Annotated in this window: 22 protein-coding genes; all 22 read left to right on the top strand. The window is 54.2% G+C overall.

The genetic code is table 11. The features are described from left to right. Nucleotides 1-24: 24 nt before the first annotated feature. Complete coding sequence (gene rpsL / locus KI231_RS26430; protein WP_003186084.1) at nucleotides 25-396, top strand: 30S ribosomal protein S12; 372 nt, start codon at nucleotides 25-27, stop codon at nucleotides 394-396. A 107-nt stretch (nucleotides 397-503) separates the two neighbouring features. Then, on the top strand, nucleotides 504-977 hold the full coding sequence (gene rpsG, locus KI231_RS26425; protein WP_007916467.1) for a 30S ribosomal protein S7: 474 nt from the start codon (nucleotides 504-506) through the stop codon (nucleotides 975-977). A 30-nt stretch (nucleotides 978-1,007) separates the two neighbouring features. Further along, the gene (fusA, locus tag KI231_RS26420) at nucleotides 1,008-3,113 is read left to right on the top strand and encodes an elongation factor G (protein ID WP_103303767.1); all 2,106 of its coding nucleotides are present in this window, start codon (nucleotides 1,008-1,010) and stop codon (nucleotides 3,111-3,113) included. A 31-nt stretch (nucleotides 3,114-3,144) separates the two neighbouring features. Next, complete coding sequence (tuf, locus tag KI231_RS26415; protein ID WP_103303766.1) at nucleotides 3,145-4,338, top strand: elongation factor Tu; 1,194 nt, start codon at nucleotides 3,145-3,147, stop codon at nucleotides 4,336-4,338. A 157-nt stretch (nucleotides 4,339-4,495) separates the two neighbouring features. Then, entirely contained in the window at nucleotides 4,496-4,807 is a 312-nt protein-coding gene (rpsJ, locus tag KI231_RS26410; protein WP_003186070.1) for a 30S ribosomal protein S10, read from the top strand. 80 nt (nucleotides 4,808-4,887) lie between these two features. Further along, nucleotides 4,888-5,523, top strand: coding sequence for a 50S ribosomal protein L3 (gene rplC, locus KI231_RS26405; protein WP_003228738.1), 636 nt, complete (start codon nucleotides 4,888-4,890; stop codon nucleotides 5,521-5,523). Nucleotides 5,524-5,535: 12 nt separating this feature from the next. Beyond that, entirely contained in the window at nucleotides 5,536-6,138 is a 603-nt protein-coding gene (gene rplD, locus KI231_RS26400) for a 50S ribosomal protein L4 (protein ID WP_103303765.1), read from the top strand. Beyond that, entirely contained in the window at nucleotides 6,135-6,434 is a 300-nt protein-coding gene (rplW, locus tag KI231_RS26395) for a 50S ribosomal protein L23 (RefSeq protein ID WP_002555488.1), read from the top strand. Before rplD ends, rplW begins: the two co-directional genes overlap by 4 nt. 14 nt (nucleotides 6,435-6,448) lie before the next feature. Further along, nucleotides 6,449-7,273, top strand: coding sequence for a 50S ribosomal protein L2 (gene rplB, locus KI231_RS26390; RefSeq protein ID WP_003228734.1), 825 nt, complete (start codon nucleotides 6,449-6,451; stop codon nucleotides 7,271-7,273). A gap of 16 nt (nucleotides 7,274-7,289) precedes the next feature. Further along, entirely contained in the window at nucleotides 7,290-7,565 is a 276-nt protein-coding gene (rpsS, locus tag KI231_RS26385; protein ID WP_003228731.1) for a 30S ribosomal protein S19, read from the top strand. 11 nt (nucleotides 7,566-7,576) lie between these two features. Further along, nucleotides 7,577-7,909, top strand: coding sequence for a 50S ribosomal protein L22 (gene rplV, locus KI231_RS26380; RefSeq protein ID WP_003103908.1), 333 nt, complete (start codon nucleotides 7,577-7,579; stop codon nucleotides 7,907-7,909). Between the two features lie 13 nt (nucleotides 7,910-7,922). Continuing rightward, on the top strand, nucleotides 7,923-8,609 hold the full coding sequence (gene rpsC, locus KI231_RS26375) for a 30S ribosomal protein S3 (protein WP_003176422.1): 687 nt from the start codon (nucleotides 7,923-7,925) through the stop codon (nucleotides 8,607-8,609). A gap of 12 nt (nucleotides 8,610-8,621) precedes the next feature. After that, nucleotides 8,622-9,035 carry a 50S ribosomal protein L16 gene (gene rplP / locus KI231_RS26370; RefSeq protein WP_007896757.1) on the top strand — a complete coding sequence of 138 codons (414 nt, stop codon included), beginning with the start codon at nucleotides 8,622-8,624 and terminating at the stop codon, nucleotides 9,033-9,035. Beyond that, nucleotides 9,035-9,226, top strand: a complete 192-nt coding sequence (gene rpmC / locus KI231_RS26365; RefSeq protein WP_002555481.1) for a 50S ribosomal protein L29 — start codon at nucleotides 9,035-9,037, stop codon at nucleotides 9,224-9,226. The genes rplP and rpmC overlap by 1 nt, the downstream gene beginning before the upstream one ends. Before the next feature lie 2 nt (nucleotides 9,227-9,228). Further along, nucleotides 9,229-9,495, top strand: a complete 267-nt coding sequence (gene rpsQ / locus KI231_RS26360) for a 30S ribosomal protein S17 (RefSeq protein ID WP_003194644.1) — start codon at nucleotides 9,229-9,231, stop codon at nucleotides 9,493-9,495. 23 nt (nucleotides 9,496-9,518) lie between these two features. Then, the gene (rplN, locus tag KI231_RS26355; RefSeq protein WP_002555479.1) at nucleotides 9,519-9,887 is read left to right on the top strand and encodes a 50S ribosomal protein L14; all 369 of its coding nucleotides are present in this window, start codon (nucleotides 9,519-9,521) and stop codon (nucleotides 9,885-9,887) included. Nucleotides 9,888-9,898: 11 nt separating this feature from the next. After that, nucleotides 9,899-10,213: a 50S ribosomal protein L24 gene (gene rplX, locus KI231_RS26350; RefSeq protein WP_008081905.1), complete on the top strand. Its 315-nt coding sequence runs from the start codon at nucleotides 9,899-9,901 to the stop codon at nucleotides 10,211-10,213. Nucleotides 10,214-10,233: 20 nt separating this feature from the next. Next, nucleotides 10,234-10,773 carry a 50S ribosomal protein L5 gene (rplE, locus tag KI231_RS26345; RefSeq protein ID WP_003176415.1) on the top strand — a complete coding sequence of 180 codons (540 nt, stop codon included), beginning with the start codon at nucleotides 10,234-10,236 and terminating at the stop codon, nucleotides 10,771-10,773. A gap of 13 nt (nucleotides 10,774-10,786) precedes the next feature. Next, nucleotides 10,787-11,092: a 30S ribosomal protein S14 gene (gene rpsN, locus KI231_RS26340; protein WP_003228726.1), complete on the top strand. Its 306-nt coding sequence runs from the start codon at nucleotides 10,787-10,789 to the stop codon at nucleotides 11,090-11,092. 209 nt (nucleotides 11,093-11,301) lie between these two features. Then, on the top strand, nucleotides 11,302-11,694 hold the full coding sequence (rpsH, locus tag KI231_RS26335; protein ID WP_007966178.1) for a 30S ribosomal protein S8: 393 nt from the start codon (nucleotides 11,302-11,304) through the stop codon (nucleotides 11,692-11,694). A 12-nt stretch (nucleotides 11,695-11,706) separates the two neighbouring features. Beyond that, the gene (gene rplF / locus KI231_RS26330) at nucleotides 11,707-12,240 is read left to right on the top strand and encodes a 50S ribosomal protein L6 (protein ID WP_003176412.1); all 534 of its coding nucleotides are present in this window, start codon (nucleotides 11,707-11,709) and stop codon (nucleotides 12,238-12,240) included. Between the two features lie 10 nt (nucleotides 12,241-12,250). Further along, nucleotides 12,251-12,601 (top strand): 50S ribosomal protein L18, encoded by a 351-nt coding sequence (gene rplR, locus KI231_RS26325; RefSeq protein WP_003186037.1) that lies wholly within the window; start codon nucleotides 12,251-12,253, stop codon nucleotides 12,599-12,601. The last annotated feature ends 1 nt before the right edge of the window (nucleotide 12,602 follow it).

Genomic DNA, 12,602 nt, shown 5'->3' with positions numbered 1-12,602 from the left:
GCAAGACAACAGTGGAGCTAGTAGATGGCAACTATCAACCAGCTGGTACGTCAGCCGCGTAAGCGTATCGTCGAGAAATCCGACGTACCTGCGCTGCAGAACTGCCCGCAACGTCGTGGCGTGTGCACCCGTGTGTACACCACTACGCCGAAAAAACCTAACTCGGCACTGCGTAAAGTATGCCGTGTGCGCCTGACCAACGGTTTCGAGGTTTCCTCGTACATCGGTGGTGAAGGTCACAACCTGCAAGAGCACAGCGTGGTACTGATCCGCGGCGGTCGTGTAAAAGACTTGCCAGGTGTTCGTTACCACACCGTTCGCGGCTCCTTGGATACTTCCGGCGTTAAAGGTCGTAATCAGGGTCGTTCGAAGTACGGTACCAAGCGTCCGAAGTAATCGGCCGTTTTGCAGATTTTCATTTTATTGAGTCGATAAGAGTAAGGTCGGGCACGCATCCATCGGATCTGTCCCGAGCTAACCTGAAGACCGCTTGAGGGCTTATCATGCCAAGACGTCGCGTAGCAGCAAAGCGTGAGATTCTGGACGATCCGAAATACGGAAGCCAGATCCTCGCCAAATTCATGAACCACGTTATGGAAAGCGGCAAGAAAGCCGTTGCCGAGCGTATCGTTTATGGTGCCCTGGAAACCGTTGCGACCCGTAAGGCTGGCACCGATCCCCTGGAACTCTTCGAAAAAGCACTCGACGCCATCGCTCCGCTGGTCGAAGTGAAGTCGCGCCGCGTTGGTGGTGCTACTTACCAGGTTCCGGTCGAGGTTCGTCCTTCCCGTCGTAACGCTCTGGCAATGCGCTGGTTGGTAGACTTCGCCCGTAAGCGTGGCGAGAAGTCTATGGCTCTGCGTTTGGCTGGCGAACTGCTGGATGCTGCTGAAGGTAAAGGTGCTGCTGTTAAGAAGCGTGAAGACGTGCACCGTATGGCTGAAGCCAACAAAGCTTTCTCGCACTACCGCTTCTAATTTTAGCTTCACTAATTTTGCGAGGGCTTTATGGCTCGTACTACTCCGATTAGCCGCTACCGTAACATCGGTATCGTCGCTCACGTGGATGCTGGTAAAACCACCACCACCGAGCGCGTCCTTTTTTACACCGGCAAAAGTCACAAAATGGGCGAGGTGCATGATGGCGCCGCGACCACAGACTGGATGGTGCAGGAGCAGGAGCGTGGTATTACCATTACTTCTGCTGCTATCACCGCCTTCTGGAAAGGTTCCGAGAAGCAGTACTCGCACGAGCACCGTTTCAACGTAATCGATACCCCGGGCCACGTAGACTTCACCATTGAAGTTGAGCGTTCCCTGCGTGTACTCGACGGCGCTGTCGTTGTGTTCTGCGGTACTTCGGGTGTTGAGCCTCAGTCGGAAACCGTATGGCGTCAAGCCAACAAGTACGGCGTTCCACGTCTTGTTTATGTAAACAAGATGGACCGTGCTGGCGCCAACTTCCTGCGCGTGATCGGTCAGATCAAGCAGCGTCTGGGTCACACTCCGGTGCCGATTCAGTTGGCCATCGGTTCCGAAGACAACTTCCAGGGTCAGATCGATCTGATCAACATGCAAGCTGTCTACTGGAACGACTCTGACAAAGGTATGGTCCCTGTTCGCAAGGACATTCCTGCTGAGCTCCAAGAGCTGGCTGAAGAGTGGCGCAACAACATGGTTGAAGCTGCTGCTGAAGCCAACGAAGAGCTGATGAACAAGTACCTGGAAGGCGAAGAGCTGTCGATCGAAGAGATCAAAGCTGCTCTGCGTCAGCGTACTATCGCCGGTGAAATCGTTCTGGCCGTTTGCGGTTCTTCCTTCAAGAACAAGGGTGTTCCCCTGGTTCTCGACGCCGTTATCGACTACCTGCCTGCACCAACTGACATTCCAGCTATCAAGGGTACTAACCCTGATAACGAGGAAGAAGAGATGGAGCGTCATGCAGACGACAACGAGCCTTTCGCGGCTCTGGCGTTCAAGATCGCTACCGACCCATTCGTGGGTACTTTGACCTTCGTCCGCGTTTACTCGGGCGTGTTGAACTCCGGCGACGGCGTGATCAACTCGGTTAAAGGCAAGAAAGAGCGCGTGGGTCGTATGGTGCAAATGCACGCAAACGCCCGTGAAGAGATCAAGGAAGTACGCGCTGGTGACATCGCGGCCCTGATCGGCATGAAGGACGTCACCACTGGTGAAACCCTCTGCAACGCTGACAAACCAATCATCCTCGTTCGTATGGACTTCCCGGAGCCGGTTATTTCGGTTGCCGTAGAGCCTAAGACCAAGGATGACCAGGAAAAAATGGGTATCGCTCTGGGCAAGCTTGCTCAGGAAGACCCGTCTTTCCGCGTTAAAACTGATGAAGAGACTGGTCAGACGATCATCTCCGGCATGGGCGAGCTGCACCTGGACATCCTGGTTGACCGGATGCGCCGTGAGTTCAACGTCGAAGCCAACATCGGCAAGCCTCAGGTTTCGTATCGTGAGCGCATCACGAAGAACTGTGAAATCGAAGGCAAGTTCGTTCGTCAATCCGGTGGTCGCGGCCAGTTTGGTCACTGCTGGATCCGTTTTGCTCCTGCTGACGAAGGTCAGGAAGGTCTGCAATTCGTGAACGAAGTTGTAGGTGGTGTGGTTCCTAAGGAATACATCCCGGCTATCCAGAAGGGTATCGAAGAGCAGATGAAGAACGGCGTTGTTGCCGGCTATCCGCTGATCGGCCTGAAGGCTACCGTGTTCGATGGTTCTTACCACGACGTCGACTCCAACGAGATGGCGTTTAAGGTGGCTGCTTCCATGGCGACCAAGCAACTGGCCCAGAAGGGTGGTGGTGAGTTGCTCGAGCCGATCATGGCAGTAGAGGTTGTTACGCCTGAAGACTATATGGGTGATGTAATGGGCGACCTTAACCGTCGTCGCGGCATGATCCAGGGTATGGAAGACACAGTGTCCGGCAAGGTTATCCGTGCCGAAGTTCCACTGGGTGAAATGTTCGGTTATGCGACCGACGTTCGTTCCATGTCTCAGGGTCGCGCAAGCTACTCTATGGAATTCAAAAAATACGATACGGCTCCGTCGCACATCGTCGAATCCGTAACCAAAAAACAAGGCTGATTCAGCCCCTTTAGGCTAGGAGTTAATTGTCGTGGCTAAAGAAAAATTTGATCGTTCCCTACCGCACGTCAACGTTGGCACTATCGGTCACGTTGACCACGGTAAAACCACTCTGACCGCTGCTCTGACTCGCGTCTGCTCCGAAGTTTTCGGTTCGGCCGTAGTTGAATTCGACAAGATCGACAGCGCTCCAGAAGAAAAAGCTCGCGGTATCACCATCAACACCGCTCACGTTGAGTACAACTCGACTATTCGTCACTACGCTCACGTTGACTGCCCAGGTCACGCTGACTACGTGAAGAACATGATCACCGGTGCTGCCCAGATGGACGGCGCGATCCTGGTTTGCTCGGCCGCTGATGGTCCGATGCCGCAAACCCGTGAGCACATCCTGCTGTCCCGTCAGGTAGGCGTTCCGTACATCGTGGTTTTCCTGAACAAGGCTGACCTGGTAGACGACGCTGAGCTGCTGGAACTGGTTGAGATGGAAGTTCGCGACCTGCTGTCCACCTATGACTTCCCAGGCGACGACACTCCGATCATCATCGGTTCGGCTCGTATGGCTCTGGAAGGTAAAGACGACAACGAAATGGGCACCACTGCCGTTCGTAAGCTGGTTGAAACTCTGGATACCTACATCCCAGAACCAGTTCGTATGATCGACAAGCCATTCCTGATGCCAATCGAAGACGTATTCTCGATCTCGGGTCGCGGTACTGTTGTGACTGGTCGTATCGAGCGCGGTATCGTTCGCGTTCAGGATCCGCTGGAAATCGTTGGTCTGCGTGACACTACTGTTACCACTTGCACCGGCGTTGAAATGTTCCGCAAACTGCTCGACGAAGGTCGTGCTGGCGAGAACTGCGGCGTTCTGCTGCGTGGTACCAAGCGTGACGACGTTGAGCGTGGTCAGGTTCTGGTTAAGCCGGGTTCGGTTAAGCCGCACACCAAGTTCACTGCAGAAGTTTATGTTCTGAGCAAGGAAGAAGGCGGTCGTCACACTCCGTTCTTCAAAGGCTACCGTCCACAGTTCTACTTCCGTACTACTGACGTGACTGGTAACTGCGAGCTGCCAGAAGGCGTTGAAATGGTAATGCCAGGTGACAACATTCAGATGACTGTTACCCTGATCAAAACCATCGCGATGGAAGACGGTCTGCGTTTCGCTATCCGTGAAGGCGGTCGTACCGTCGGCGCTGGCGTCGTAGCCAAAATCATCGAGTAATCTCTTTTATAGAGTTAGCTTGATGGATTGAAAAAGCCCCCGCTCAGCGGGGGCTTTTTTATTGGGTTGACACCTATCTGGGGCGTCTATAGAATTGCGCCTCCTTTTAACGGGCGTATTGCGCCCGGTGGGAATAGCAGCCGGAGTCTGAAATCCAATGCAAAATCAGCAAATCCGTATCAGGTTGAAGGCTTTTGACCATCGCCTGATCGACCAATCAACCCAGGAAATCGTGGAAACCGCGAAACGTACTGGTGCTCAAGTGCGTGGTCCAATTCCACTGCCTACCCGTAAAGAGCGGTTCACCGTTCTGGTTTCCCCGCACGTCAACAAAGACGCGCGTGACCAGTACGAAATCCGCACTCATAAGCGCGTTCTGGACATCGTCCAGCCAACGGATAAAACCGTTGATGCTCTTATGAAGCTTGATCTTGCGGCCGGTGTGGAAGTGCAGATCAGCCTCGGCTAAGACTCGGTCTTAGTCGTGTAACGCTCTGAAATGGGCGGCCATAGCGGGTGAAAGCCCCGTACACTCATGAGGTTTACAACATGACTATTGGTGTAGTCGGTCGTAAATGCGGTATGACCCGTATTTTCACCGAAGAAGGTGTCTCCATTCCGGTCACGGTCATTGAGATCGAGCCGAATCGCGTCACCCAGTTCAAAACTGAAGAGACCGATGGCTATCGTGCAGTGCAAGTCACTGTCGGCGAGCGTCGTGCTTCGCGTGTAACAGCAGCTCAAGCTGGCCACTTCGCTAAAGCGAACGTTGCCGCTGGTCGCACCACCATGGAATTCCGTCTTGAAGAAGGCGAGTACCAGGCTGGCGATCTGATCAACGCTGAAATCTTCGCCGCTGGTCAACTGGTTGATGTAACCGGTCAGTCCAAGGGTAAAGGCTTCCAGGGTACGATCAAGCGTTGGAATTTCCGCGGGCAAGATAACACCCACGGTAACTCCGTATCCCACCGCGTCCCAGGCTCTATCGGCCAGTGCCAGACTCCTGGTCGTGTATTCAAGGGCAAAAAAATGTCCGGTCATATGGGCGCTGAGCGCGTGACCGTGCAGTCCCTGGAAGTAGTGCGCGTGGACGCTGAACGCAATCTGTTGTTGGTCAAGGGTGCTGTTCCTGGCGCTACTGGCGGCAACCTGGTTGTACGTCCAGCAGCCAAGGCTCGCGGTTAAGGGGAAGCTGACATGCAATTAAATGTAAATGACGCTCAAGCGATCGAAGTTTCCGAACTGACATTTGGCGGCGAGTTCAACGAGACGCTGGTTCACCAAGCAGTCGTGGCCTACATGGCCGGCGGCCGTCAAGGTACCAAGCAGCAAAAGACCCGTTCCGACGTTCGTGGTGGCGGTAAGCGCCCATGGCGTCAGAAAGGTACTGGCCGTGCTCGTGCCGGTACTATCCGTAGCCCAATCTGGCGTGGCGGCGGTACCACTTTTGCAGCTCGTCCACAGGATCACTCTCAGAAGCTGAACAAGAAGATGTATCGCGCAGCAATGCGTTCCATCCTTGCTGAGCTGGTGCGTACTGATCGTCTGGTTGTGGTTCAGGATTTCGCTGTTGAAACTCCGAAAACCAAAGATCTGCTGGGCAAGCTGACCAACATGAGCCTGACCGACGTTCTGATCGTGTCGGACGCTGTTGATCAGAACCTGTACCTGGCTGCTCGTAACCTGCCGCACGTAGATGTACGTGACGTTCAAGGTTCCGATCCAGTTAGTCTGATCGCATACGACAAGGTGTTGATCACCGTGTCGGCCGTGAAGAAATTCGAGGAGCTGCTGGGATGAACCAGGAACGCGTATTTAAAGTTCTGCTTGGCCCGCACGTTTCCGAGAAGGCTACGGTTCTGGCAGACAAGAAAGGCCAGTTCGTTTTCAAGGTTGCAACTGACGCAACCAAGCTGGAAATCAAGAAGGCCGTCGAAAGCCTGTTCAGCGTGAAAGTAGAGCGCGTCACTACCCTGAATGTTCTGGGTAAGAGCAAGCGCACTGCTCGCGGTCTGGGCAAGCGTAATGACTGGAAGAAGGCAGTTATCTCCCTTCAGCCAGGCCAAGATCTCGATTTCAGCAGCAGTGCTGAGTAAGGAAGGGGTGCATCATGGCAATCGTTAAATGCAAACCGACTTCCCCTGGCCGCCGTTTTGTGGTCAAGGTGGTCAACCAGGAGCTGCATAAAGGCGCTCCTCACGCACCGCTGCTCGAGAAAAAATCGAAGACTGGTGGTCGTAACAACAATGGCCGTATTACCACTCGTCACATCGGTGGTGGTCATAAGCAGCATTATCGTATGGTCGATTTCCGTCGCAACGACAAAGATGGCATCGTCGCCACTGTCGAGCGTATTGAATACGATCCAAACCGTACTGCTCACATCGCACTGCTCTGCTACGCAGATGGCGAGCGTCGCTACATCATTGCCCCTAAAGGCGTGAGTGCTGGCGACCAGCTGATCGCAGGCGCTCTGGCTCCAATCAAGCCAGGCAACGCTTTGCAACTGCGCAACATTCCAGTCGGTTCTACCGTACACGGCATCGAACTGAAGCCAGGTAAAGGCGCTCAGATCGCTCGTTCCGCTGGTGCTTCGGCTCAGCTGATCGCTCGTGAAGGCGTTTACGTTACCCTGCGTCTGCGTTCCGGTGAAATGCGTAAAGTCCTGGCTGAATGCCGTGCGACCCTGGGCGAAGTCTCGAACTCCGAGCACAGCCTGCGTTCGCTGGGTAAAGCTGGTGCCAAACGCTGGCGTGGCGTTCGCCCAACCGTTCGTGGTGTTGCCATGAACCCGGTTGACCACCCACATGGTGGTGGTGAAGGTCGTACCTCTGGTGGTCGTCATCCGGTATCGCCATGGGGCTTCCCGACTAAGGGCGCGAAGACTCGTGGTAATAAGCGTACCGACAAAATGATCGTCCGTCGTCGCAAGTAAATAGAGGGATACGACAGTGCCACGTTCTCTGAAAAAAGGTCCTTTTATTGATCTTCACCTACTGAAGAAGATCGAAGTGGCGGCGGAAAAGAACGATCGCAAACCAATTAAGACTTGGTCGCGTCGTTCGATGATCCTGCCACAGATGGTCGGTCTGACCATCGCCGTACATAACGGTCGTCAGCACGTCCCAGTTCTCGTGAACGAAGACATGGTCGGCCATAAACTGGGCGAGTTCGCCGGTACCCGCACTTATCGTGGGCACGTGGCAGACAAGAAAGCCAAGCGTTAAGGGGTTAGGAAATGGAAGTAGCCGCTAAGTTGTCGGGCGCTCGAATCTCCGCCCAGAAAGCCCGCTTGGTCGCCGACCAGATCCGCGGGAAGAAGGTGGGCGAAGCGCTCAACTTGTTGGCTTTCAGCAGTAAGAAAGCCGCCGAGATCATGAAGAAAGTGCTGGAGTCGGCCGTAGCCAACGCCGAGCATAACGAAGGCGCAGACGTTGATGACCTGAAGGTCAGCACTGTTTTCGTCAACGAAGGGCGTTCGCTGAAGCGCATCATGCCACGTGCCAAAGGCCGTGCTGATCGCATCGTCAAGCGGTCTTGCCATATCACTGTCAAGGTTGCTGACAAGTAACGGAGTCGAAGAGATGGGTCAGAAAGTACATCCCATTGGCATTCGCCTGGGAATCGTCAAGGAGCACACCTCCGTCTGGTACGCAGACGGTCGGACTTATGCGGACTACTTGTTCGCAGATCTGAAAGTGCGTGAGTATCTCCAAGACAAACTAAAAAGCGCGTCCGTAAGCCGTATCGATATCCATCGTCCGGCCCAAACTGCACGTATCACCATCCACACCGCTCGTCCAGGTATCGTTATCGGGAAGAAAGGTGAGGATGTTGAGAAACTGCGTCAGGACCTGACCAAGCAAATGGGTGTGCCTGTGCACATCAATATCGAAGAGATCCGCAAGCCGGAGCTCGACGGTATGCTGGTTGCGCAGAGCGTAGCTCAGCAGCTGGAGCGTCGTGTAATGTTCCGTCGCGCTATGAAGCGCGCAGTTCAGAACGCCATGCGCATTGGTGCCAAAGGCATCAAAATCCAAGTGAGCGGTCGTCTCGGCGGTGCTGAAATCGCACGTACTGAATGGTATCGCGAAGGTCGTGTGCCATTGCACACCCTGCGTGCCGACATCGACTATGCCAACTACGAAGCTCACACCACTTACGGTGTGATCGGTGTAAAGGTTTGGATCTTCAAAGGCGAAGTAATTGGTGGTCGCCAAGAAGAGCTGAAACCACAAGCACCAGCGCCTCGTAAAAAAGCTGCTAAGTAAGGGGTACGCCAAATGTTGCAACCTAAGCGTACGAAGTTCCGCAAGCAGATGACAGGCCACAACCGTGGTCTGGCTCAGCGCGGTAGCAAAGTCAGCTTCGGCGAGTTCGCGTTGAAGTCTGTAGCTCGTGGTCGTCTCACCGCTCGTCAGATCGAGTCAGCGCGTCGTGCTCTGACCCGTCACGTTAAACGTGGCGGCAAGATCTGGATCCGTGTATTCCCGGACAAGCCGATTTCCAAAAAGCCCCTCGAAGTTCGGATGGGTAAAGGTAAGGGTAGTGTCGAATACTGGGTAGCCCAGATTCAGCCAGGCAAAGTCCTGTATGAAATCGAGGGTGTTTCTGAAGAGCTGGCGCGTGAGGCTTTTGCCCTGGCTGCTGCAAAGCTGCCGCTCGCCACCGCCTTTGTTAAACGGACGGTGATGTGATGAAAGCGAATGAACTTCGTGAAAAATCCGCACAGCAGCTGAACGAGCAACTGCTCGGCTTGCTGCGCGACCAGTTCAATCTGCGTATGCAGAAAGCAACTGGCCAGTTGGGGCAGTCTCATCTGCTCTCGCAAGTTAAGCGTGACATCGCTCGCGTGAAGACTGTGCTCAACCAGCAGGCAGGTAAGTAATCATGGCTGAAGCCGAAAAAACTGTCCGTACGCTGACTGGCCGTGTTGTCAGCGACAAGATGGACAAAACCATCACCGTTCTGATCGAGCGTCGCGTAAAGCACCCGATCTACGGTAAATACGTTAAGCGTTCGACTAAGCTGCACGCGCACGACGAAACCAATCAGTGCCACATCGGCGACAAAGTCACTATTCGTGAAACTCGTCCGATGGCCAAGACCAAGTCTTGGGCGCTGGTTGATGTTCTCGAACGCGCTGTGGAAGTCTAAGGGCTAGGGGTCGGAGAAATTATATGATTCAGACTCAATCCATGCTCGATGTGGCCGATAACAGCGGCGCTCGCCGCGTTATGTGCATCAAGGTGCTGGGTGGCTCCCATCGTCGTTACGCTGGTATCGGTGACATCATCAAAGTTACCGTGAAGGAAGCAATTCCTCGCGGTAAAGTGAAAAAAGGCCAAGTGATGACTGCTGTCGTAGTCCGCACTCGTCACGGCGTACGTCGTGCTGATGGCTCCATTATCCGCTTTGATGGCAACGCTGCTGTTCTTCTGAACAACAAGCAAGAGCCGATCGGCACCCGTATCTTTGGGCCAGTGACCCGTGAGCTTCGTACTGAGAAGTTCATGAAGATCGTCTCGCTCGCCCCAGAAGTGCTGTAAGGAGATCCGACATGCAAAAGATTCGTCGTGACGACGAGATCATCGTGATCGCCGGCAAAGACAAAGGTAAGCGCGGTAAGGTGCTTAAGGTTCTTGCTAATAACCGTCTGGTTATTAGCGGTCTGAACCTGGTTAAGCGTCATACCAAGCCTAACCCGATGTCGGGCGTACAAGGCGGTATCGTCGAAAAAGAAGCTCCACTGGACGCTTCTAACGTCGCCATTTTCAACGGCGAAACCAACAAGGCTGACCGCGTTGGTTTTAAAGTAGAAGACGGCAAGAAAATTCGTGTCTTCAAGTCGACCCAAAAAGCGGTTGATGCTTGAACACTGCTAGGTAGAAGACCATGGCACGACTAAAAGAGATTTACTGGAAGGAAATCGCACCGAAGCTTAAGGAAGAACTTAAGCTTTCGAACGTGATGGAAGTTCCACGCGTTACAAAAATCACCTTGAACATGGGTTTGGGCGAAGCTGTTGGTGACAAAAAAGTCATCGAGCACGCTGTTGCTGACCTGGAAAAGATCACCGGCCAGAAAGTCGTTGTGACCTACGCTCGTAAATCCATCGCTGGCTTTAAAGTCCGCGAAGGATGGCCGATCGGCGTCAAAGTGACCCTGCGCCGTGAGCGTATGTACGAGTTCCTGGATCGTCTGCTGTCGATCTCCCTGCCTCGGGTTCGCGACTTCCGCGGCCTGAATGCCAAGTCCTTCGATGGTCGTGGTAACTACAGCATGGGCGTGAAAGAGCAGATCATTTTCCCGGAAATCGACTACGACAAGATCGATGCTCTCCGCGGTCTGGACATTACCCTGACCACCACTGCCAAGAACGATGATGAAGGCCGCGCTCTGCTGCGTGCTTTCAAATTCCCGTTCCGCAACTGATTGGAGTAGGAAAATGGCCAAGAAGAGCATGAAAAACCGTGAGCTGAAGCGTCAGCTCACTGTTGCCAAGTACGCCACCAAGCGTGCAGCGCTGAAAGCTATCATCGTCGATCTGAACGCAAGTCCAGAAGCACGCTGGGAAGCTACCGTAGCTCTGCAGAAGCAACCACGTGACGCAAGCGCTTCGCGCATGCGTAACCGTTGCCGCCTGACTGGTCGTCCGCACGGCGTTTACCGCAAGTTCGGCCTTGGCCGTAACAAGCTGCGTGAAGCTGCAATGCGTGGTGACGTTCCAGGTCTGGTTAAAGCCAGCTGGTAATCGTTGTCAAAGCCTTGATGGCCGGGTTCGCAAGAACCTGACCATCGGTGGCCTTGAATCTGAATCAAGCCCCTTTTGGGGCTTGATTCATTTCTGGGGTGTGTCTAGAATGACCGGCTCGCCTGAGCCCGTGTTTTTCATGCCCGGAAGTTCTCGGCGACAAGTAGTAGCCGCAAGGCTAATTTTTCTGTATTAGGAGCGTCTAGCCCATGAGTATGCAGGACCCGTTAGCGGACATGCTAACTCGAATCCGTAATGCCCAGATGGCTGAAAAGTCTGTCGTAAGCATGCCGTCTTCCACGCTGAAGGTGGCTGTAGCAAAAGTCCTGAAGGACGAAGGTTACATCGCGGATTTTCAGATCACCACCGACGCTAAGCCGTCGCTGTCCATCTCGCTGAAGTACTTCGAAGGCCGTCCGGTTATCGAAGAAGTGAAGCGCGTTAGTCGTCCAGGCCTGCGTCAGTACAAGTCCGTTGAAGATCTGCCGAAAGTTCGTGGCGGTCTTGGCGTGTCTATCGTCTCCACCAACAAAGGTGTGATGACGGATCGTGCTGCGCGCGCTGCCGGTGTCGGCGGCGAAGTTCTTTGCACTGTGTTCTAAGGGGGGATAAGCATGTCTCGCGTCGCTAAGAACCCCGTTAAGCTGCCAGCCGGTGTCGAAGTAAAATTCGCAGGCCAACAGCTTTCGGTGAAGGGTGCCAAGGGTACTCTTGAACTGAACATCCATTCGTCCGTTGAGATCGTTGAAGAAGCTGGTGAGCTGCGTTTCGCTGCTCGCAATGGCGATCAACAAACTCGCGCAATGGCCGGTACCACGCGTGCGTTGGTAAACAACATGGTCCAAGGCGTAAGCCAAGGCTTCGAGCGCAAGCTCCAGCTGGTCGGTGTTGGTTACAAAGCGCAAGCAAAAGGCACGGTTTTGAACCTGGCCCTTGGCTTCTCGCACCCAGTGGATTACGAACTGCCGGAAGGCATCACCGCTGAGACTCCTAGCCAGACCGATATCCTGATCAAGGGCATCGACAAGCAACTGGTAGGTCAAGTGGCTGCTGAGATCCGCGACTTCCGTCCACCAGAGCCGTACAAAGGCAAAGGTGTGCGCTACGCGGACGAAGTTGTCCGTCGTAAAGAAGCCAAGAAGAAGTAGGGCATAGCAAATGACCGACAAAAAAGTTACTCGACTGCGTCGCGCTCGCAAAGCACGCCTGAAAATGCACGAACTCGAAGTCGTGCGTCTCTGCGTGTTCCGCTCGTCGCAGCACATCTACGCCCAGGTCATCTCGGCCGACGGCAACAAAGTCCTGGCAAGCGCCTCGACTTTGGATAAAGAACTGCGTGATGGCGCCACTGGCAACATCGACGCGGCCACAAAGGTTGGCCAGCTGGTCGCTACGCGTGCTAAGGCCGCTGGCGTCTCGCAAGTGGCTTTCGACCGCTCTGGCTTCAAGTATCACGGCCGCGTTAAAGCGCTGGCTGATGCTGCTCGTGAAGCTGGGCTGGAGTTCTAAG

The organism is Pseudomonas sp. Seg1, from assembly GCF_018326005.1.
In the GTDB taxonomy this organism is placed as follows: Bacteria; Pseudomonadota; Gammaproteobacteria; order Pseudomonadales; family Pseudomonadaceae; genus Aquipseudomonas.
Note: the sequence above shows the minus strand (reverse complement) of the source record. Positions and strands in the feature narration are given on the sequence as shown.